The sequence below is a fragment of the Actinoplanes lobatus genome, assembly GCF_014205215.1.
Classification (GTDB): Bacteria; Actinomycetota; Actinomycetes; order Mycobacteriales; family Micromonosporaceae; genus Actinoplanes; species Actinoplanes lobatus.
In genome coordinates this window covers 8,200,588-8,222,207 of sequence record NZ_JACHNC010000001.1, presented here as the reverse complement: position 1 = coordinate 8,222,207, position 21,620 = coordinate 8,200,588, and the positions used below count along the sequence as shown (strand labels likewise).

Here is a 21,620-nt window from a genome sequence, read left to right as displayed (position 1 = left end):
GGGAACGTGGGCGCAACCCGGCCCGGCCGCCGCGACGGCGCGGTGAACGAGGCGTGGCGGGAACGTGGGCGCAGTTTGGTTCGGTCGCCGGGCCGGGGCGGTGAAGGAGGCGGGGCACGCCGTCGTGGACGGCGTGCCCCGCGGGCGTGCCGCCCCGCCGCCTGGCGAAACGGCGGGGCGGCACACGTTCGGTGGATCAGCTGGCGAAGGTCTGGAACTCGGCGACCTTCGGGGTCGCCGTCGCGCCGGTGATGCGGAAGGTGACCTTGGTGGTCGAGGTGGCGGTGAAGGAGATGGAACCCGCCCCGGTGCCCGACTTCAGCACCGCCCCGGTTGCGCCGTTGAGCACCTGCCACGCGCCGATCGCGCCGGTCGAGCCGGACGCCTCGACGATGTTGATGCGGCCGACCGTGGTGGCCGACGACCACTTGATCGAGATGTCACCGGTGGTGCCGCTCGGCGACCAGTACGTGCTGACGTCGCCGTCCTTGACGTTGCCGTAGCTGGTGCCGCTGGCCTTGCTGGAACCGTCCGCGCCGGCGCCGATGCTCAGGTTGGTGCCGGAGGTCGCGGTCGGCGACGCGGTCGGGCTGGAGGTCGGCGAGGACGTGGGGCTGGAGGTCGGCGACGAGGTGGGCGAGGCGGTCGGCGACGACGTCACCGAGCAGGTGCCGGTCGACACCTTCAGGCCGGTGTTCGCGCCGGCGGTGGCCGCGACGATCGACGGTACGCAGGACGCGCTGTCGGCGGTGAACGCGTACGGGATGCTCACGCTGGTGTTGGACACGACGTTCGGGCCGGCCGGGTTGTTCTCGGTGCCGACCGCGGACCAGGTCACGTTGTCGAAGATGTTCCCGGACACCTGCCAGTAGCCGGCCGCGTCGGTGTAGAAGGTGCCGAGCACGTCCTTCGAGTCCTCGAAGTAGTTGCTGTCCACCCGGGCCTTGGCGCCGGCCCGCGAGTTGATGCCCGACTCGTTGAGGCTCACGTAGTGGTTGTTGTAGATGTGGGCGATCCCGCCGCGCAGCAACGGCGTACGCGAATCGATGTTCTGGTATTTGTTGTGGTGGAACGTGATGTTGGAGTTGCCGGTGTCGGTCTCGCTGGAGCCGATCAGGCCACCGCGGCCGGAGTTGCGCAGGATGCTGTAGGACAGCGTCACGTACTCGGTGTCGTCCTTCATGTCGAAGAGACCGTCGTAGCCCTCCGACTCACCACCGGACGCCTCGAGGGTGGCGTGGTCGACCCAGACGTTGCGGACGGTGCTCTCCATGCCGATCGCGTCACCGCCGTTGGAGGTCGGCGAGCCGGACTTCTTGACGTTCTTGACCGTCACGTTCTGGATGATGATGTTGCTGGAGTCCCGGATGTGGATGCCCAGCTGGTCGAAGGTCGCACCGGCCCCGACGCCGACGATCGTGACGTTGCTGATCTCTTTCAGCTCGATCTTGTCGGCCGCCGTGTTGCAGCTGTCGCCGGACACCTTGGTCGTGTTGCCGTGATTGATCGTGCCCTCGACCTGGATGATGATCGGCGTGTCGCTGGCCGCCCGGGTGCACAGCGCGTTGTGGATCTGGGTGCCGGTGGTGGCCTTGACGGTGGTCCCGCCCGCGCCGCCGGTGGTGCCGCCGTTCTGGCTGGCGAAACCGGTGGCCGCGTTCGCCGCCGCGGACGCCTCGTGCTGCGGCAGGCCCAGGGCGATCGCGCCGGCCGCGCCGGCCACGCCCAGAACCGCGGAGAGTCGCAGAGCGACTGATCGTCTCATCTCGCTTCACCTGTTCTCGCGCATCGGGGTGCGCGCATGGGGGATGGGCGGCGGGTGGAACGCTGGGGATGACCGCCGCGGAGCGCCTCTAGATGCGGGAAAGCGCTTTCCTAGTGCGAGAATATAGAGCGACCCGAGTGAATGTGGCAAGCGCGTTACGCCGACCGGACAGCGCGACGCCCCAGCCGCAGGGGGACCGGCTGGGGCGTCGCTGTTCGGAAGGGGGTCTCAGTAACCGAAGTCCTGGGTGTAGTAGGGGGTGCCGTTGGCGGCGTAGGCGACGCCGACGCCGACGGTCTTGGATTTGCAGTTGAGGATGTTGGCGCGGTGGCCGGGGCTGTTCATCCAGCCGTCGACGGTGGTGGCGGCGGTGCGGTAGCCCCAGGCGATGTTCTCGCTGGAGGGCTTGGTGTGTCCGGCGGCCTTGACGCGTTTGATGAAGGTGGAGCCGCCGGCGCCGGTGTGGGAGAACTTGCCGGTGCGGGCCATCCAGGCGCTGTGGCCGCGGGCAGCTTTGATGAGTTTGGCGTCGGCCTTGACGGCGGGGCAGCCGTGTTTGGCGCGCTGGATGTTGACGAGCCGGTTGACCTCGGTCTGCAGGGCCACCTCGGTGGGCTTGGCCGGGGCGGCTTCGGCGGGGGACGCGATCATGACGGTGCCGGCGGCGACCGGGGCGATGAGGGCGGTCACGGCGATGCGGCGGAGAAGCTGGCGCAAGATCGGTCCTTCCGGCGAGTGTGTTCCGGGCTCACCGTTGACTTCGGTCCGGTTCGTGCGGGGGTGATTGCCGGGCCGGTGCGCCTGGGTCACCGTCCGGTTGCCGCAGCGCAGGCGCGATGTGTGTCAGTTCAGTGACGTACGGCAATCCGTGGGGGCGCCGGCCGCGAATCCCGTTCGCCAGCCGAGTTGTGATCGGGCGAAGGGAAGCCGACATGGCGGACAAGGGGAACCGGGGATCACTGGCCGTGATGGCCGGGGTCGTCGTGCTGTTGCACCTGGCCGGATTCTGGGCACTCAACGGACTCCCGCCACAGTTCCCACTCGGGGTCTTCGTCGTCGCCTACCTGCTGGGCATGCGCTGGGCCTTCGAACCGGGCAACACCGCCGCCGTCGACCGGGCCGGTGATCGCATCGCCGGGCTCGGGCGAAGCACCGCCATGGCCGCGTTCTGGTTCGCGCTCGGGTTCGCGACCACCGTCTACGTCCTGGCCGTGCTCTTCACGATCGGCCTGCAGATGCTCGCGTGGCGCGATCGGCCGGTGATCCTTGACGGCTCCTTCACCGGCGTCTTCCTGGGCATCTTCGGCATCCTCCAGTTCGTCGCCCTGATCGGCGCGGTACGGATGCGGCGTGACGGATCGTCGCCGCCGGTCCGCCTCGAGGGCTTCCTCGGCCGGGTGAGCAACTCCTGGCAGCTGTTCCCGGTCGGCCTGCTCCTGGGCTTCGGCCTGTTCCTCGCCGTGGAGGTGGGCCTGCTGATCCTGGCCGCCGGGCAGTTGTCCCTGGTCGCGCCGATGTACCTGACGTGGGTCCTGCCGATGGTCTTCGCGGCCGGCATGTCCCTCGGCGCGACCGTGCAGGGTGCCGCCGGCTCCCGTATCGAAGGCAAGCTGCCGGTTCTCAACATCGCGTTCACGGCGGCCGCCGCCGTGGTGGCGCTGATCGCGAGTGCCGTGCGCGTGCTGGGTCCCGTGCCCGACGGGTTGCTCGGCCGGATCTTCGGCTTCCTCGGCGACGTGTTCGTGGCCCTCTTCCGCCTGCTCCGCCGCCTGCTGAACTACCTGCTCGACCGCCCCGGCCTGCTGCTGCTCCTGCTGATCGTGCTGGTGGTCGTGGTGGCCCTCCGGCGGCGCAAGAGCGACTCGGCGAGCGGGGCCGCGCCGGCCAGACCCGCCCGTACCGCGTCGGCGCCCGGCCGCTCCGGCCCGGCGAAGCCCGGCCTGGCCGACCGAATCCGTACCGCCCTGCGCGACCGCAAGGAGGCCGGCGCCCGCAAGAAGGCCGCCCGCGAACAGGAGAAGCAGGCCCGGGAACGGGAGAAGGCGGCCCAGAAGGCCCGCCAGGAGGCGGCCGCCCGTAGCGCCGCCGCACCGCGCCCGGCCGCGGCCCCGGCCACCCCACGCCCGGCCGCGACCCCGGCCACCTACGCCCGCGGCCGCGCCACCACCACCGACCGCCCCCGGCCGGCGCGCGCCACCGCCCGCCCGGCCCAGGCCGCGCCGCCGCCCGTGCGCGCCGCCGCCGCGCCGCGGCCCGCGCGAGCGACCGCCACCCCGCCCGCCCAGCCGGTGGCGGCCGCGGTGGTGCAGCCGGTGGTGGTGCAGCCGGTGGTGGTGCAGCCGGTGGCGGCCACCCCGGTCAGCCCCGCGGTGCAGCCCGTCGTCTACGGCCAGCCGGTCGTGGTCACCGACCCCGACTACACGGAACCGATCGTGGCGCAGCCCTTCCCGGGAGAGCAGACCGGCATCGCCATCGTCACGGGGGCCGGCGCTGGTCTGGGCCGGGCTGTCGCATTGGGCCTGGCCGGCGCCGGGTACGGGATCCTCGCCGCCGACCTGGACGCCGACAGTGCCGCCGCCTGCGCCATGCAGGCCCGCGACTACGGTGTGCCCGCCCAGGCCGTACGCCCGGATTTCCGTCAACCGGGCTACCTGGAGCGGATCGTGGCGGTGGCCGACGAGTGGGGCGGTCCGGTGGTCCTGGTGAACGCGGGCGCCGGCGGCTGGCCCAGCCCCGTGACGGGCCGGACCGCCGAGATGCAACTGACCGACCTGACCAGGGAATCCATGCGGATTCGTGGCGGCGGCGCGATCCTCAACGTGGTCCCGTCGGCCTCCGCGGACACCCCCGCGCTGGTCCGTTTCACCGCCGACCGGGCCGGGGACCGCGACGGCGTACGGATCATGTGCCTGACCACCGACCAGCCGTTCACGACACAGGACGAGGCGGTGACCGCGGTGCTGGACCTGATCCGCCACGGCCGGGCCGGCACGGTGGTGGCCCTCCAGAGCTGGAACCCCACCCCCGGAACCGTCCCGCTGCCCTGAGACACCGGCCGGCCGCCAAGCGTGGCGGCCGGCCACAGGGCTACTTCGTGAGGGGTGACAGCTTCGGATCGTCGGCGTACGCCTCGGTCGCGTTGGCCTTGGTCACGATGATCGGCGGCAGCAGGTAGGCCGGAACCACCTTGACCCCGTTGTCGTACGACTTGGTGTCGTTGACCGTCGGCTGATTCCCGGCCTGCAACGTCTTGACCATGTTGACGGTCTCCGTGACAAGCTTGCGAGTGTCCTTGTTGATGGTCGAGTACTGTTCACCCGCCATGATTGACTTGACCGACTCGACCTCGGAGTCCTGTCCGGTCACGATCGGGATCGGCTTCCCGGCCCCCTTGATCGACGTGATGATCGCGCGGGCGAGCGTGTCGTTCGGCGACAACACCCCGTCGAGCGTCTTGTCGCCGGCATAGGTGGAGTTGAGCAGCGAGTCCATCCGGCTCTGCGCGTTCTCCGCCTTCCACCCCTGGGTCGCGGTCTGCTTCACGTCGGTCTGACCGGAACCGACCACCACCTCACCCCGGTCGATCAACGGTTTGAGCACGTCCATCGCCCCGTTGAAGAACACCCCGGAATTGTTGTCGTCCGGCGAGCCGGAGAACAGTTCGATCGTCCACGGCCCGGTGGCCTTCCGTGACTTCATCCCGTCCAGAAGCGCCTGCCCCTGCAATTGCCCGACCTTGAAGTTGTCGAACGCGATGTAGTAGTCCACGTCCGGCGTGTTGGTGATCAGCCGGTCATAGGCGACGACCACGGCACCGGACTGTTTGGCCTGGCCCACCTGTGTGGACAACTGCGCCGCGTCGGTCGCCCCGATCACGATCACCTTGGCGCCCTTGGTAATCATCGCGGTGATCTGCGCCTGCTGGTCGGCGACGGTGGTGGACGCGCCCGCGTACTGCACGTCCGACTGGAAGCCCGCCTCTTTCAGCCCGTTGGTGAACAGGTCACCGGCGAGCACCCAGTTCTCCGACGTCTTCGAGGGCAGCGCCACGCCGATCAGCGCGTCGGCCGCGAACCCCTTCTCGGGCGCCGTCGTACCCGATTCCGAGCGTTCCGATCCACAGCCGCTCGCCACCAGGGCCGCGACAAATCCAACCGCCAAAACCTTGTGAAGAGAGGTACGCATGAAGCGATCACCTTCCTGGCAGAAATTCGGCTTCACGAGTCGAGGTGTCCGGCGCGGGGATCCGCGGCGGCTCGCGACGGAACGGGCGCATCAACGATCCGATGACCGAGAAGCGCCCCTGCTTCTTGTTGTAGACATCGAGCGCGACCGCCCCGAGCAGGAACAGCCCCTTGATGATCTGGACCATGTCGGCGCCGGTGCCGATGAGCTGGAGCCCGTTGTTGAGCACCGCCATGACCAGGCCGCCGACGATCGACCCGCTGACCGTGCCGAGACCGCCGGAGACCGCGGCCCCGCCGATGAAGACGGCCGCGATGGCGTCGAGTTCCCAGTTCAGCCCGTCCTGCGGCCCGGATGCCGCCGACCGGGCCACGAAGATCATCCCGGCGAGCGCCGCGAGGATCCCCATGTTCGTCATGACCAGGAAGTTCACCCGGCGCAGCTGCACACCGGACAGTTCCGCGGCGCGCGCGTTGCCGCCGACCGCGTAGATGTGCCTGCCGCCCGCCGTGTTGCGGGTGTAGAAGGAGTAGGCGATCACCAGGACCGCCAGGATGATGCCGGAGACCGGGAAACTGGTGCCGACCCGCCCGCCGGCGAAACGGAAGGTGGCGAACAGGATCACGCCGACCATGACGGCCAGCCGCACGGCGGAGACCCAGAGTGGGGCCGGTTCGGCGCCCTCCATCCGCTGCCGGACCCGCCGGGCGTGCCATTCCCGCCAGACCACGGCCGCGCACAGCGCCAGCCCGAGCAGCAGGGTCAGGTTGTTGTAGCCGGTGTCCGGGCCGGTCTCGGGCAGATATCCGGCGCCGATCGTCCGGAAACCCTCCGGCACCGGAACCGTGTCGGCGTTGCCGATGTACTGGTTCCCGCCACGGAACAGCAGCATTCCGGCGAGCGTGACGATGAACGCCGGCACCCCGATGTAGGCGACCCAGAATCCCTGCCAGGCGCCGATCAGCGCGCCGACGAGCAGGCCGAGGGCGATTCCGGCCGGCCAGGGCAGGCCCTGTTCGCTGATCGCCTTGGCGACCACGATGCCGGTGAACGCGGCCACCGATCCCACCGACAGGTCGATGTGCCCGGCGACGATCACCATGAGCATGCCGATCGACAGGATCGAGATGTACGCGTACTGCTGCGTCAACGCGATCATGTTGCCCGACGTCAATGTCAACCCGTCGGTCATGAGCTGGAAGAACACGATGATCGCGACCAGCGTGAAGATCATGCCGAATTGACGGGCGTTGGAGGTCGTACCCCCGAAGAGGTTCTTCTGCAAGTCTCTGCGTCGGCTCATGCCGTCACCTCCGCTTCGCTCCGGCGCCGCCATGAGTTCATTACTGAGCTGAATGATTCGCTCGCAAGCTCGCTCATGTGGTGCGCATCCTCTTGGTGGAGGTCATCTGCTTCATGAGCAGTTCCGGGTCGGCGTCACGCCGGTCGATCTCGCCGGTGATCGTGCCCTCGAAGACGGTGTAGATGCGGTCGCACAGCCCGATCAGCTCGGGCAGTTCCGAGGAGATGACGATGACGCCCTTTCCCTCGTCGGCGAGCCGCTGGATGATGCCGTAGATCTCGTATTTCGCGCCCACGTCGATGCCCCGCGTTGGTTCGTCGAGGATCAGCAGATCCGGGTCGGTGAACATCCATTTCGCCAGGACGACCTTCTGCTGATTGCCGCCGGACAGCCGGGTGACGCCCTCGTCCACCGACGGCGTCTTGATCCGCAGAGTGCGCCGGTAATGCTCGGCCTCGTGATACTGGGCCGCCTCGTCCAGCACACCCCTCCGGGTGATCTTCGACAGTTTCGCGGCGACCACCGACGTCTTCACGTCGTCGAGCAGATTCAGGCCGATCGCCTTGCGATCCTCGCTGACATAGGCGAGACCGTTCCGGATCGCGTCGGCCACGCTTCTGATCTCTGTCTCACGGCCGTCCTTCACAATCCGACCCTCGAGATGTACGCCGTACGAGCGCCCGAAAACGCTCATCGCCAACTCGGTGCGCCCGGCGCCCATCAGTCCCGCGAATCCGACGATCTCCCCGCGCCGTACCGTGAAGGAACTGTTCTTGCAGACCAGCCGCTCGGCCGAGACCGGATGCCGGACCGTCCAGTCCCGCACCTCGAAGAACACCTCACCGATGTTCGGGACGTGCTCCGGGAAACGGCTTTCCAGGTCACGGCCGACCATTCCCCGTACGATCCGGTCCTCGTCGGCGCCGGACTCCGCCACCGTGATCGTCTCGATGGCGCGCCCGTCCCGGAGAATGGTGATCGCGTCAGCGATCGCCTCCACCTCGTTGAGCTTGTGCGAAATCATGATCGAGGTGATCCCGCGCTGTTTGAAACCGCGCAGCAGGTCGAGCAGGTGCCGGGAATCGGTCTCGTTGAGCGCGGCCGTCGGCTCGTCCAGGATCAGCAGCCGCACGTCCTTGGCGAACGCCTTCGCGATCTCGGCGAGCTGCTGTTTCCCCACGCCGATGTCCCGGACCAGGGTGTCCGGGTCCTCGTTCAGCCCGACCAGGCGCATCAGTTCCAGCGCCCGGTGGTTGGCCTCCCGCCAGTCGATGCGCCCCCATCTGCGGGGCTCGTTGCCGAGGAAGAGGTTCTCGGTGATCGACATTCCGGGAACCAGAGCGAGTTCCTGATGAATGATCACGATCCCGGCGTGCTCGCTGGCCCGGATATCGGCGAACCGGCATTCCCTACCCTGATAGAAGATCGTTCCCTGATAACTGCCGTACGGGTGAACCCCGCTGAGAACCTTCATCAAGGTCGATTTCCCGGCGCCGTTCTCACCGCAGATCACATGGATGTCGCCCGGCCGCACCACCAGACTGACGTCCGACAGCGCCGTGACGCCCGGGAACTCCTTGGTGATCGACCGCATTTCGAGCAGAGCGTGGCCCACGAATACCCCCCGAGTGCGTCTCCGTAAAGATCCACATCGATTGGTGGGATGTTTCCGCACTGTAAATCGAATTGTCAGCAACCGCCATGGTGGAGCGGCCGATCACGGTTCCGGAACTCCGGGAGGGCTGCGACGATGAGCCGGTGACCGACGATCCGGAGCACAACGAGCGCTGGGCCGGGGAACTGCTGCGCCAGGGCATCGAGGAGAAGGACGTCGAGGCGGTGCGCCAGGCGGGCGCGCTCCTGGTCGAACTGAGGGACACCACCTCACTGGCCGATCCGCGACAGCCGCACTGGACCCGGCGACTCCTGGAGGTCTGCCGAACCGCCTATCAGATGACCGCCGACCCCGCCTACGGTCAGATCGCCCTGCACCTCGACCGCCAGATACGGGCCGCGACAAGGGTGGCCGGCGACGAGCGACTGGCGCACACCCTCCTACGCCGGTACGGCGAGAGCGGATCCGTGGTGGACCTGGAATCCGCCATCGAGTCCGCCACCCAGGCGCTCTCCGACGACGACCATCCCGGCCGTGCGGAGCTCCTGCACACCCTCGGTGTCGCGCTGCACCGCCGGTTCGCCCACACCGGAGACCTGGCCGACCTGCGGAAATCCGTCGAAACGTTGACCGCGGCGGTCGCGGCGGTGCCCGAGGGCAACCCGGACGAGACCCGGTTCGGCGTGAGCCTGCGAGCGGCCACGCGGGAACTGCACGGCCACGATCCGTCGCAACCACCCGAACCGGCCCCGCAACGGCCGGCCGCCGATGACCCGGCAGAGCCGCCGGCCACCTCGGCGACCGGCGCCGTGGCCCTGCTGGAACGGGCCGACCGGACCGGGGACACCGAGGCGCTGGCCGCCGCCATCGAGCTGCTGGAAGCGTCGGACGAGCCCGGCGACCTGACCAACCTCGGCATCGCTCTGCGGATGCGGTTCGAGCACACCCGGAACCCCGCCGATCTGGACGCGGCCGTGGACACCGGGCGCCGGGCCGTGGACCAGATGCCGGTGGACAACCGGATGCGGCACGTCACGTTCGCGATGTACGGCGCCGCGCTCGGTGCCCGCTACGAGCACACCGGCTCGGGCGCTGACCTGGTCGCGGCCGTCGACGCCGGACGGCAGGCGGCGCAGATGCTCGACGAGAAGGACCCCGCCCACACCAACGTCCTGCTCGGCCACGTCCGGACCATCCAGGCGCAGCGCCCCGGCGGATACTCCAGCCCACCGTCCACCGGCGGGATGCTGCCGCCCCTGCCCGATCCCGCCGCCGAGTCCGAACGACGGGTCCGTACCGCCGTCGACCTGCTCACCCGGGCCCAGGCCATCGGCGACGTGGCCGTCCTCGAACCCGCCGCCGAACTGGCCCGCACCGCGGGCAGTCCGCACATGCTCAGCGCCATCCTGCACACCAGACACCGGATGAACCATGAACCCGCGGACCTGGCGGAACTTGTTGACGTCACCCGGAGGCTGGTGGCCGAGCTGGAGCCCGGCGATCCGAACGCCGCGGGCCGGCACACCAACCTCGCCGGCGCCCTGTACAACCTGTTCGAGGCCGGCGGCGACCCGGCGATCCTGGACGAGGCGGTCGCCGCCGCCCGCCGCGGCGTGGAACTCGGCGAGGGCAGTGACCAGTTGCCCGCGCTTCGGCACAATCTGGTCAACATGCTCCACCAGCGCCACCGGCGCGGCCCGTCCGGCGCCGACCGGGACGAGGCTCTCGCCGCCGCGACGGGCGCCGTCGCCGATCCCGCGCACCGCAACTGCGATTCCTGCCTGGACATCCTCGCGAGCCTGTACTTCGACCGCTTCGAGGCCTCCTGGGATCCGGCCGATCTGGACCGGCTCGTGAGCGTGCTCGGCGACCGGTTGCGTGGCGTCGGCGAACTGTCCGGGGAGGACCGGGCGCGCACCACCCTCAACCTGGTCTCCGCCCTGCGGATGCGTTACCAGCGCCGGGGCGCGCTGTCCGACCTGACCACCGCCGTCGACCTGCTGCGGGATCCCGGCGCTGACAGTGAACACCGGGCCATGTACCTGGTGGAGACCGCGATCCTGTGGCGTCTGCGCCTGGAGGCGGGTGACGTCCCCGACCTGGATGGGCTGGACGCGGCGGTGCGGGACCTGCGGGAGGCGCTGCGGTCCTTCCCGCCCGGCTCGGAGCGGTGGGAGGGCACGCTCGCCACGCTCGGGCTCATGCTGATGCGGCGTTTCGAGTACAGCGGGGTCCGCGGTGATCTCGACGCGGCGGTGACCGCTTTCGACGCGGCCGCACGGGTCGGCTCGCTGCCCGGCAGCCATTTCGGGCGGGCGCTCGTGCTGATGGCCCGGCACCGGGCGGGCCACGATCCGGCCGACCTCGACGCGGCGATCACGGCCGGTCGGCGGGCCGTCGCCCTGCTGCCGGACGGGCATCCGGAGCGGACGTCGGCGCTGTGCAACCTGGCGGTCAGCCTGGACCGGCGGGGCATCGACTCCGACCGTGCCGGGGCGCTGGCGGCCTGGGAGGCGGCGGCGTCGGCACCGGCCGGGCTCACCTGGGCGCGGCTGCGAAGCGTGTACGGGTGGGCCACCTGCCTCGCGGAGGGTGACGGACCGGCGGCGGCCGTGGACGTCTACGCCCTCGGCGTCGATCTGCTCGGCCTGCTGGCGTGGCCCGGGATGGCCCGCGGCGACCAGCAGCACCTGCTGGAACAGGAGGAGTCCGGGCTCGCCCGGGACGCGGCCGCCACCGCCGTGGCCGGTCGTGACCCCGGCCGGGCGACCGAATTCCTCGACAACGGGCGAGGGCTGCTCTGGGCCCAGGCACTGCGGCTGCGTACCGAACTGGATCTTCTGCATCGTGCGCGGCCGGAGCTGGCGACGGCGCTGGCCCGGACGCGGGCCGCTCTGGAAGGATGACCTCGTCAGCCGCCGGGCTTTCCTCGGGCCTCCGCTCTTTCCTGTGGCCCGCCGACGACCGCCGCGCGTCGTGATCTGAGCACTGCTGGACCGAAACCGATCAGCGCGGCCACCAGCGCGAGCCCGGCCGCGACCGTCGGCGTGACATACCCGGCGTGTGCGCCCGCCGCCTCCACCGTCCAGCCGCCGATCGACGCGCCCGCCGAGACGCCGATCAGCAGGCCGGTCACGGTCAGGGTCATGCCCTCGTTGATCCGTGCCGACGGCACCAGCTCGTGCACCAGCGTCATGCTCGTGATCATCGTGGGGGCGGTGGCCAGCCCGGCGACGAACAGCACCGCGGCCAGCGCCCACAGGTTCCCGGCGAGCAGCACCGGCTGGATCAGCACGGCCATCGCCGTGACACAGATCAGGAACCGGGCGGCCGCCGCGCCGCGAACCCGCAGCGTCCCGAACACCAGCCCGGCGACCGCCGACCCACCGGCGAACAGTCCCAGGATCACCCCGGCCGACGACGGATGGCCGAGCGATTCCGCGTACGCCACGGTGACCACCTCGACGCTGCCGAAGACCGCGCCGGTGAACAGGAACGTCACCACGATCTCCAGCACGCCCCGCTGCCGCAGCGGCGACCGGCCGCGCTCCCGCACGCCGTGCACCGCCGGTTCGGTGCGCCGTTGCGCGGCCAGCGCCAGCGAGCCGGTCACGAACAGCACGATCGTCACGGTGAGGCCGGCCTGCGGGGCCACCGCCGTGCACAGGAAGGCGGCGATCACCGGGCCGGTCATGAAGCACAGCTCGTCGATGGTCTGCTCCAGGGCGTTCGCGGTGTGCAGCAGATCCGGCCGGTCCCGGTGCAGGGCCACCCATCTGGCCCGGACCATCGAGCCGACGTTCGGGTTCGCGGCCGCCACGATGTTCGCGGCGAACAGCGTCCACACCGGAGCGCCCGCGCCCGCGCAGATCACCAGGGCCGCCGCGCCGGCCCCGGAGAACAGGGCGGTCGGCACCACCACGCGGGACTGCCCGTACCGGTCCACCCACCGGGCGATCCATGGCGCGAGCAGGGCGGTCACCACCAGGCCGGCGGCCGAGACCGAGCCGGCCAGGGCGTACGAGTCCCGCAGCGACGCCACCATGATCACGACGCTGACCCCGAACATCGAGATCGCCATGCGGGCCGGCAGGGCGGCGAGGGTGAAGGCGGCCGCGCCCGGGGCGGCGAAAAGGCGGCGGTACGACGAGAACAAGTGATCCCCCTCCAGCGGTCCGGGCTCGCCGATGCTCGCCGCTGCCCGCCGGGATGTCATCCGAATTTCCACCTAGGATGAGTCAAACTGATTTGATGGATTGGGGGACCTGATGTCCGGCACCCTGGCACGACGGCTGGGCACGAGGGACGCCGTCGTCATCGGCCTCGGCTCGATGATCGGCGCCGGCGTCTTCGCGGCCTTCGGCCCCGCCGCCCGCGCCGCCGGCAACGGCCTGCTGATCGGCCTGGTCCTGGCCGCGTTCATCGCCTACTGCAACGCCACCGCCTCCGCGCAACTCGCGGCCGTCCACCCCACCTCCGGAGGCACCTATGTGTACGGGCGGGAGCGTCTCGGGCACTGGTGGGGTTTCACGGCGGGCTGGGGTTTCGTCGTCGGCAAGACCGCGTCGTGTGCGGCGATGGCGCTGACCGTGGCCACCTACGCGATCCCCGGGCCGTGGTGGGCGCAGCGGGCGTTCGCCGTCGCCTGCGTGACCGGGCTGGCCGCCCTCAACTACCGCGGCGTCACCCGTACCGTCCTGATGACCCGCGTCCTGGTCGCCACCAGCCTCACCGCGCTGGCCGTGGTGGTCGGCGGGATCGTGGTGGGTGGCCAGGCCACGGTCACCCACCTGGGCGACTGGCGGCACGTCGGCGCCTACGGTGTCCTCCAGTCGGCCGGGCTGCTCTTCTTCGCCTTCGCGGGTTTCGCCCGCATCGCCACCATGGGGGAGGAGGTCCGCGACCCGGCCCACACCATCCCCCGCGCCATCCCGCTCGCCCTGTTCCTGGCCGTGGCGGTGTACGCGGTCGTCGGCGTGACCGCCCTGCTCGCCGCCGGTCCCGCCCGCCTGGCCGTGTCGAGCGCCCCGCTGGTCACCGCGGTCGAGGCCGCCGGAGTGGGCTACCTGACCCCGGTGGTCCGCGCCGGCGCCGTACTGGCCTCCCTCGGCGCCCTGCTCGCGCTGATCGCGGGCATCGGGCGTACCGGTCTGGCCATGGCCAGAAACCGTGACCTGCCCACCTGGCTGGCCGCCGTCCATCCCCGCTTCCAGGTCCCGCACCACGCCGAGATCGCGCTCGCGGTCGTGGTCTGCGCCCTGGTCGCGACGGTCGACCTGCGCGGCGTGATCGGCTTCTCGTCGTTCGGGGTCCTCGTCTACTACGCCATCGCGAACGCGTCGGCCTTCACCCAGCCCGCCGCCGAACGTCGCTGGCCCCGCTGGCTCAACGCCGTCGGGGTGGCCGGCTGCCTCACCCTGGTCAGCACCCTGCCCGGGCAATCGGTGCTGGCCGGAATCCTGATGTTCACCATCGGTCTGGCCGGTCGCGCGGCCGTCCTGGCGGTCCGGTCAGGCCCTAGACTCGGCTGATGGCGGTATCGCGCGGCCGGAGGACCGACGCCGTCCTGGTGCCCGTGGTGGCCCTCATCGGTGTCGCGGGGCTCGTCGTGCAGTCGGGCGGCCTCGGCAGCGCCGCTGAGTTCGCGGCGCTTCTCGCCGTAGTGATCTCGTCGGGTCTCCTGTTTCTCCGCCGCCGTTTCCCGGTCGCGGTGGGGGTCGTCGCGCTGGCCGCGGTCGCGGCCTACGGGTTCCTGCTGCAGCAGCCGGGCCCGATCATGCTGGTCTTCGTCGTGGCGCTCTACACCGTGGTGGACGAGGGGCATCTCGCGGTCGCCATCGGGCTGGGCGTCGCGTCGGTGCTGGCCTTCGCGGCCGCGGACAGTCTCACCAGGACCGGTGTGTCCGGGAACGGCGCCACCTTCCTGCACGCCGGCTGGCTGGTCGCAGTTATCGCCGGCGTGACCCGCAACCGCCGGGCCTATCTCGCCGAGGTGGAGGCGCGCACGGCCGCCGCCGAGTCGCGGGCCGCCGAGCAGGCCCGGCACCGGGCCACCGAGGACCGGCTGCGCATCGCCCGGGAACTGCACGACATCCTCGGCCACCATCTGTCGCTGATCAACGTGCAGGCCGGCGCCGCCCTGCACCGGCCCGACCCGGTCCGGTCGGAGCAGGCGCTCACCACGATCAAGGAGACCAGCCGGGAGACGCTGCGCGAGCTGCGCGCCGCGCTGAACGCGCTCCGGCAGGACGGTGAGGCGCCACTGGCCCCGCCGCCCGGCCTGAACCGGCTCGGCGACCTGACCGCCCCCGGCCTGGCGATCCGCGTCGAGGTTACCGAGACGAGGCCACTGCCGTCCGAGGTGGATCTGGCCGCCTACCGGATCGTCCAGGAGGCGATCACCAACGTGACCCGGCACGCGGCCGCCGGGGAGGCGGTCGTCCGGATCCGGCCGGACGGGTCCGGCGTCCTGGTGGAGATCGACGACGACGGCATCGGCGTCCGCGGTGACACCGGCCCGGGGAACGGGATCCTCGGGATGGAGGAGCGGGCCCGGGCACTCGGCGGGACCCTGACCACCGGCCCGCGGCCCGGTGGCGGCTTCCGGGTCAGCGCGTGCCTCCCGCTGAGCCCCGACCGGGCGCCGTCATGATCAGGATTCTGCTGGCGGACGACCAGACGCTGGTCCGGGCCGGATTCCGGTCGATCCTCGACGGAGAGGACGGCCTGGAGGTGGTGGGCGAGGCCGGTGACGGGGCCGAGGCCGTCCGCCTGGCGCGGGACCTGCGGCCGGACGTGGTGCTCATGGACATCCGGATGCCGCGGCTCGACGGGCTGGCCGCCACCCGGGAGATCACCGGCGCTCGGGTGATCATGCTGACCACGTTCGACCTGGACGAGTACGTCTACGGTGCACTGCGCGCCGGCGCGAGCGGCTTCCTGGTCAAGGACACCGAACCGGCCGAGCTGATCCACGCCGTCCGGGTCGTCGCCCGCGGGGACGCTCTGATCGCGCCGGCCGTCACCCGCCGCCTGATCGCCGAGTTCGCGGCCCGCGCCACCCACCCGGACCCGGGCCCGAGGCTGAGCGCGCTCACCGACCGGGAACGCGAGGTGATGGCCCTGGTGGCGGCCGGCCTGTCGAACGACGAGATCGCCGCCCACCTGGTGCTCAGCCCGGCCACCGCGAAGACCCACGTCAGCCGGATCATGACCAAGACGGGCGTCCGGGACCGGGCTCAGCTGGTGATTCTGGCCTACGAATCGGGCCTGATCGTTCCGGGCTGGTCAGCCCCTACGGAGCGCTGACGCGGCGCGAACGGGCCAGGACCAGCCCGCCGACCACGAGGCTGATCACGCCGAGCACCATCGCCACGTACGCTCCGCCGCGCCCGTTGCCGGTGCCGATGCCGCTGTCCGACGTGGCTGCCACGAACCCGCCGCCGACCAGCGCGACCAGGGCCGCGGCCAGCGAGAACAGGGCCGGGCCGCGGGCCGGTCGGGCCAGGGCGCGGGCACCGGCGATCACCCCGGCCAGCCCGGCGACCGCGGCCGCACCGGCAATGATCCGGCCACTGCTCATCGTGTACACCCCGGCGGCCAGCACCTCTTGAACACCCATCATGGTCCCCTTCCACGAAACCGATACAGGGGAGCGTAGGAACGGGAGAGTCACGGAGCGTCAGGCCGGAGTTGGGACCTGGCGTACCACTACGGAGGTAGGGCGCGCGGACGGCGTACCCCCGTGGTTGTCTCCTGGGCGGGAACCGCCTGGTCGGCGAGAATGCGGACCTGCGCCAGCAACTCGCCGGGCGGGGCGGTCAGATCGAGCGGACGGCGGATGATCTCGATCCCGGTGTTGCGGACCGGCAGCGGGCCGGAGGCGGCGCCCTGCGCGTAGACCAGCCAGCCGCGGGCCAGGCCGAGCGCCGTGTAGTAGGCCAGCATCTGGTAGGCGTCCTCGTTCGGATAGGACAGCTTGTACTTGGCGTCGAACACCGCGACCGGCCGCCCGCCGGCCAGATGAACCACGTCCGGCTTGATCAGGATCTTGCGTGAGGTGTCCAGATGGGTGTGGTACTGCCCGGCGGTGTGCCCCGGACGGCCGGCCAGGGCCTCCCGCAACGCCGTGGTCAGGAAATCCTCGAACACCCGCGCCATGTCCACCACGAACGCCGCCATGCGCTGACCGCCCGGGCCCGGCTCGGCACTGTGCTGGCGCAGCACCAGAGCGGCCAGCCGCAGCGCCGGCAGATAACGGGCGTTCAGGCGAGAAGGCCTCCACTCCGGCGGGATCGCGCCATGCGGCAGCACCCGCACCCCGTCGAGGCGCGCGTCCAGATGGCCGAGCCGGGCCCGCGCCGACTCGGGCAGCCGCGGCACCGCGCGCATCCGCCGCAGCGCCGTCCGCAGGATCCGGTTCTCGGCGATGTCCGGCGAATACTCGTCGTAACGGACCTCGACCGGCAGCGGCAGCCCGGCCCGGTGCGAGATCTGGTCGGCGAACCGGATCCGGCCACGCACCAGCGGCAGCGCGTCGTCAACCGAGACATACCCCTGCATGACCCCGGCCGCCAGCGCCCGCTCCGCCTGCCGGGCCAGCGATTCGGCCAGCGCCGGCCACAGTTCCGTCTCCGCCTCCGCGCCGACGTCCTCCGGCCGGAACCCGGGATCACCGGCATAACCGAGCAGGAAGAGCAGCCGCGCGATGCCCACCTTGGGGTGCACTTCAACATCAAGATCGTCGATGCGTACGGCGCCCGCGTACCCGTTCGGCCACAGGCGCCACCACCCACCGCCCTCCGGACGCGGCTTCACCAGGCCGGTCGCGTCGAGCGCCGCCGCCTGGTCCACGGTGAGCTCGCAGCGGGCCCCGCTCTTGTCGAGTTCACCCAGGTCGACGCGGTTCACGGCAGTTGCGCACGGATGGCGTCGAGCCCGAACCGGTCGTGTACCTGCCGACGCGACATCCGGCCGTAGTAGTGCTCCTCCAGCAGCGGCAGCAGGTCATGCCGCCACACCCGTTCCAGCACCGCGTTCTTGCGCATCAGATAGGACGGCCCGATCTGGAAGTCGCGGTCCTCCTCGCCGATCGCGTCGTTGAGCGCGTCCAGCAGAACCGCCCGCTGGTCGCCGTCGGTGCCGTGCTCCTTCAGCCAGGCCGCCAGCAGGCCGGACACCGGTGCCTCACCCGGATGCAGCTCGAGGAACGCGAACCGCCGCCGGATCGCCGCGTCGACCATGGCGATCGACCGGTCCGCGGTGTTCATCGTGCCGATGATGAACACGTTCGGCGGCAGGTTGAACGCCTCGGACGGCGAGTACTGGAGAAGAACCGCCTCGTCCCGGTACTCCAGCAGGAAGTACAGCTCGCCGAAGATCTTCGCGAGGTTGCCGCGGTTGATCTCGTCGATGATCAGCACGTAGGGGCGGTCCGGATTGTCCCGCGCCTCGGCGGCGATCGCCCGCAGCGGGCCGGGGGTCTTGGCGAAGGCCACCGACCCGGCCGCTCCCTCGGCGGGCCGGAAACCCTCGAAGAAGTCCTCGTACGAGTACGACGGATGGAACTGCACGAGCCGGACGGCGTCCCGTTCGGCGATGTGGTTGGCGACGGCCCGGGCCAGGAAGGTCTTGCCGGTGCCGGGCGGCCCGTGCAGGATCACCTGCCGCCGGTCCCACAGCAGCTCGACCAGTTCCTGTAGCCAGAACCGGTCGAGGAACAGCTCGTCCGCCAGGCCGGCGGTCACCGGGGGCAGACCGGTGAGCCCGGGGCGGGCGGACACCGGCTGCGGTTCGTCGACCGGCTCGCTGGAGTCCACCAGCGCGGACAGCGCGTCCAGGGAGCCGGTCAGGTCGACGACGGTGCCCTGTTTGTCCAGCTCGGCGGGGAGCGGAGCGGGCAGCGACCCGATCGGGACGGGCGGTGTGGTGAGCCAGCCGACCGGGCGGCGCAGCTGGGCGTCGCCGTACTCGGCCTCGCCGTCGATGACACCGAGATACAGCTGATCGTCCACCAGGGTGACGACGATGTCGTCGCTGTCCATCCGGGACAGGACCGCGTGGAACTCGCTGACCAGGGCCACCTGCCGGGCGTAGTCGAGGTGCTGGTACCCGGCCTCGACGGCGGCCCGGACGTCCGGAACCGGGGCGCCCGCCGGGATCCCGCCGAGGTGCGTGGCGGCCAGGGAGACGAACGACTGCTCCCGCCACCGCGCGGCCAGCTCCGCCCCGCCCGGGCGTGGCCGGACCAGCCAGGCCCGGCGCTCACCGGGCGGCCGGGTGGTGTTGCGCCACTGCGCGACGAACGGCGGCCGGTAGTAGTCGACCGGCTGCCCGGACACCCGTTGCAGGCGCACGGTGATGTCGAAGAGCTCCCGGTCCAGGTCACCGTCGGTGGGCGTGCCCGGCTTGAAGAAGACGCCCCGGATCGCCTTCCGGTGAGCGGTGTTCAGGATCGGCAGGAAGTGGTCCGGGAAGGCGAGGTAGAGCAGCGACGCCCGCAGCGACGGCATGATCCGGTAATGGTCGACGGCGGCCTGCCAGGCCCACGCCCCGGACAGGGCCTCCCGCCGCTCCGGCTCCGGGAGCTGGAACCAGCCGCACAGCACGTCGACCGCGTCGGCGAGCCACCGCCACAGCATGGTGTGGGCGCCGGTGCCGCCGTTCCAGGTGCCCTGGTCGAAGGCCAATTGCACGTGTGCGGGGACGGCGACCGGCTGATCCATCCAGCCGAGCACCGTCGTCACGCGCTGCTGGAGCTTGCCGCCGGTCAGGTTCGACAGCGGCAGCCCCTGGAGTGTCAGCAACTCGGCGAGCAGCTGTTTCGCGTCATCGGACGCATCACCCAGCTGCCTCGACAGTTTGACCATGAACGGGTCGGAACCGAGGTCGGGCCGCTCGTTGTAGCAGCGCCGCAACTCCAGGGCGGTCTCCAGGCGCCACACCGCCCGCTCCGGGGTGAACAGGGACGTCCCGTCCCGGAAACCTCGTTCGATCAGTTCCCGCCCGACCTCGCGGACACGCTCGTCCTGACGGGCGGGAATGATGACGTCGTCGCTCACGCCGGCTATTTCATCACGGCCTCAGCGCAGCCAGGTGACCAGCTCGTCGATGGGCTTGCGGCGCTTGGCGAGTTTGGCGGTCGGCACGCCCGGATCGTCAGCCGGGTAGCCGACGGTCAGCACGCCGGCCAGGGCCACGTCGTCGGGCAGCCCGGCTACCGCGGACAGTGCGGCCAGCTCGTCCGGGAACGCCGGACTGTAGAAACCGCTGGCCAGGCCCTCGTTCGCGGCGGCCAACTGGAGCAGCGCGAACAGTGCGCCGGAGTCGAACCACCAGAACGGCACCGGCCAGGGGATCTCCTCGGCGGCCTCCAGCTTGTCGGCCTCGGTGTACCGCTCGTGGTAGGACGCCTCGCGGATGCCGATCACCAGCTGCACCGGCGCCTGCGAGATCCACGGGTGGAAGCCGTGCTCCAGATACCAGGGCTCGGCGACGGCGGCCAGCTCGGCCCGCTTCTTCGGATCGGAGACGACGACGATCCGGTGCCCCTGGCTGAAACCGGCGCTGGGGGCCCGGTGCACCACCTTGACGACCCGCTCGATCACCTCGTCCGGCACCGGGTCGGGCCGGTAGTTGCGGACCATCCGCCGCCCGCGCAGAACCTGATTGAAGTCGGTCACTTCGACACGGTACGCCTCACGCGCCGTAGAGGTGGCCCCGTACCAGATCGTCCTTTTCCAGGATGGTGTCGACGATCTTCCAGAACTCGGCGATCCGCGGGTGCGCGAGCCCGTCCGCGCGGCTCAGCTTCTGCCCGAACATCGGGTCGTCGGGCGCGGCCGAACCCCCGTCGACAAGCGTCGCGGCCGGCGTGGTCTGGCCCTGGACCGGGCCGACCCGGCAGCCGAACGTGATGTGGTCGTCGGTGCGGCCCTCACCCCAGGTGCCGAGGATCGCGTCGATCCACGCCTCGTGCACCCCGTCGTGGTGGTAGCAGCTGGCGAAGTAGACGGCCACCGCGCCGTTCTCGTCGTGGATGAACGCCCACGTCCGGTCGGCGGTGCTGTCGCAGCACTGGCAGGCGAACTGTCCGCCCTTGCGGCTGTCCTCGTCGATCATAAGAGTCACGGCCGTCACCCTACGCGGGCGACCTTCACCAGGGTGAGCCCAACAGCGGGCGGACGATGTCGTCGACCAGGTGGGCCACCCATGCGTCGTCCAGCGGCAGGCCGGTGAGCAGCAGCCGGTGCCACAGCATCGCCTTGCATACCTCGACGGCGACCCCGGTGCCCGGAGCGGCCGGCAGATCGCCGCGGCGGACGGCACGGTCGAGGACGATCTCCGCCTCGGCCGTGCCGGTCGCCAGGACGTGCTCGTGCAGCAGTCGGCCCAGCGACGGGTCGGCCCGGATCGCCGACAGCAGGGCCAGCACGTACGGGTGCTTGCGCTCGTACACCCGGCAGAACATGGTCAGGCCCGCGATCAGGTCACCGCGCAGCGTTCCGGTGTCCGGCAGCGCCGGGTGCTCCCGCATCATCCCGTGCAGGGCGGCGGTGACCATGCCGGGTTTGCCGGCCCAGCGGCGGTAGATGGTGGCCTTGCTGGCCCGGGCCCGGCGGGCCACCTCGTCGATGGACATCCGGTCGTAGCCGACCTCGGTCAGCAGCTCCCGGATCGCGTCGAGGATGGCCTGCTCACGCGCCGGATCCAGACGGTGCTGGGCGGCGGGGGACTGGGGCAAACCGCCCTCC

At 70.8% G+C, this 21,620-nt stretch carries 17 protein-coding genes; 5 read left to right on the top strand and 12 right to left on the bottom strand.

The window, feature by feature from the left end; all coding sequences use genetic code 11:
• Nucleotides 1-196: 196 nt before the first annotated feature.
• Nucleotides 197-1,765, bottom strand: coding sequence for a pectate lyase family protein (locus tag BJ964_RS37705; RefSeq protein ID WP_188125121.1), 1,569 nt, complete (start codon nt 1,763-1,765; stop codon nt 197-199).
• A 228-nt stretch (nt 1,766-1,993) separates the two neighbouring features.
• Nucleotides 1,994-2,482 carry a CAP domain-containing protein gene (locus BJ964_RS37700; protein ID WP_229806672.1) on the bottom strand — a complete coding sequence of 163 codons (489 nt, stop codon included), beginning with the start codon at nt 2,480-2,482 and terminating at the stop codon, nt 1,994-1,996.
• A 215-nt stretch (nt 2,483-2,697) separates the two neighbouring features.
• Here BJ964_RS37700 and BJ964_RS37695 point away from each other — a divergent pair, with 215 nt between their 5' ends.
• The gene (locus BJ964_RS37695; RefSeq protein WP_188125120.1) at nt 2,698-4,812 is read left to right on the top strand and encodes a HoxN/HupN/NixA family nickel/cobalt transporter; all 2,115 of its coding nucleotides are present in this window, start codon (nt 2,698-2,700) and stop codon (nt 4,810-4,812) included.
• A gap of 40 nt (nt 4,813-4,852) precedes the next feature.
• Here BJ964_RS37695 and BJ964_RS37690 read toward each other — a convergent pair whose 3' ends face one another.
• The 3 genes from BJ964_RS37690 to mmsA all read right to left on the bottom strand — a co-directional run bounded on the left by BJ964_RS37690 (nt 4,853) and on the right by mmsA (nt 8,847).
• The gene (locus BJ964_RS37690) at nt 4,853-5,950 is read right to left on the bottom strand and encodes a substrate-binding domain-containing protein (protein WP_188125119.1); all 1,098 of its coding nucleotides are present in this window, start codon (nt 5,948-5,950) and stop codon (nt 4,853-4,855) included.
• A gap of 7 nt (nt 5,951-5,957) precedes the next feature.
• Nucleotides 5,958-7,253 (bottom strand): multiple monosaccharide ABC transporter permease, encoded by a 1,296-nt coding sequence (gene mmsB / locus BJ964_RS37685; protein ID WP_188125118.1) that lies wholly within the window; start codon nt 7,251-7,253, stop codon nt 5,958-5,960.
• A gap of 73 nt (nt 7,254-7,326) precedes the next feature.
• Nucleotides 7,327-8,847 (bottom strand): multiple monosaccharide ABC transporter ATP-binding protein, encoded by a 1,521-nt coding sequence (gene mmsA, locus BJ964_RS37680; RefSeq protein WP_188127392.1) that lies wholly within the window; start codon nt 8,845-8,847, stop codon nt 7,327-7,329.
• A 164-nt stretch (nt 8,848-9,011) separates the two neighbouring features.
• Between mmsA and BJ964_RS37675 the strand changes: the two genes are divergently transcribed.
• On the top strand, nt 9,012-11,774 hold the full coding sequence (locus tag BJ964_RS37675) for a hypothetical protein (RefSeq protein WP_188125117.1): 2,763 nt from the start codon (nt 9,012-9,014) through the stop codon (nt 11,772-11,774).
• A gap of 5 nt (nt 11,775-11,779) precedes the next feature.
• Here the strand turns inward: BJ964_RS37675 and BJ964_RS37670 are convergent, their stop codons facing one another.
• The gene (locus tag BJ964_RS37670; protein WP_188125116.1) at nt 11,780-13,084 is read right to left on the bottom strand and encodes an MFS transporter; all 1,305 of its coding nucleotides are present in this window, start codon (nt 13,082-13,084) and stop codon (nt 11,780-11,782) included.
• A 52-nt stretch (nt 13,085-13,136) separates the two neighbouring features.
• On the opposite strand from BJ964_RS37670, the gene BJ964_RS37665 reads away from it, so the two are divergent.
• From BJ964_RS37665 to BJ964_RS37655, 3 genes are read left to right on the top strand one after another with little or no spacing between them, the layout of a single operon-like run.
• A complete protein-coding gene (locus BJ964_RS37665; RefSeq protein ID WP_188125115.1) occupies nt 13,137-14,399 on the top strand; it encodes an APC family permease in 1,263 nt (420 codons plus the stop codon).
• Complete coding sequence (locus tag BJ964_RS37660; protein WP_188125114.1) at nt 14,399-15,520, top strand: sensor histidine kinase; 1,122 nt, start codon at nt 14,399-14,401, stop codon at nt 15,518-15,520. Before BJ964_RS37665 ends, BJ964_RS37660 begins: the two co-directional genes overlap by 1 nt.
• Entirely contained in the window at nt 15,517-16,176 is a 660-nt protein-coding gene (locus tag BJ964_RS37655) for a response regulator transcription factor (RefSeq protein ID WP_188125113.1), read from the top strand. Before BJ964_RS37660 ends, BJ964_RS37655 begins: the two co-directional genes overlap by 4 nt.
• Here BJ964_RS37655 and BJ964_RS37650 read toward each other — a convergent pair.
• From BJ964_RS37650 to BJ964_RS37625, 6 genes are all read right to left on the bottom strand, one after another.
• Nucleotides 16,163-16,489 carry a DUF6223 family protein gene (locus BJ964_RS37650; protein WP_188125112.1) on the bottom strand — a complete coding sequence of 109 codons (327 nt, stop codon included), beginning with the start codon at nt 16,487-16,489 and terminating at the stop codon, nt 16,163-16,165. The genes BJ964_RS37655 and BJ964_RS37650 overlap by 14 nt on opposite strands.
• 89 nt (nt 16,490-16,578) lie before the next feature.
• A complete protein-coding gene (locus BJ964_RS37645; RefSeq protein ID WP_188125111.1) occupies nt 16,579-17,778 on the bottom strand; it encodes an McrC family protein in 1,200 nt (399 codons plus the stop codon).
• A complete protein-coding gene (locus BJ964_RS49345) occupies nt 17,775-19,928 on the bottom strand; it encodes an McrB family protein (protein WP_188125110.1) in 2,154 nt (717 codons plus the stop codon). The genes BJ964_RS37645 and BJ964_RS49345 overlap by 4 nt, the downstream gene beginning before the upstream one ends.
• 21 nt (nt 19,929-19,949) lie before the next feature.
• Nucleotides 19,950-20,549 (bottom strand): nitroreductase family protein, encoded by a 600-nt coding sequence (locus BJ964_RS37635; RefSeq protein WP_203832430.1) that lies wholly within the window; start codon nt 20,547-20,549, stop codon nt 19,950-19,952.
• Nucleotides 20,550-20,565: 16 nt separating this feature from the next.
• Nucleotides 20,566-20,997: a hypothetical protein gene (locus BJ964_RS37630; RefSeq protein ID WP_188125109.1), complete on the bottom strand. Its 432-nt coding sequence runs from the start codon at nt 20,995-20,997 to the stop codon at nt 20,566-20,568.
• Between the two features lie 25 nt (nt 20,998-21,022).
• Nucleotides 21,023-21,610, bottom strand: a complete 588-nt coding sequence (locus BJ964_RS37625) for a TetR/AcrR family transcriptional regulator (RefSeq protein WP_188125108.1) — start codon at nt 21,608-21,610, stop codon at nt 21,023-21,025.
• Between the last annotated feature and the right edge of the window lie 10 nt (nt 21,611-21,620).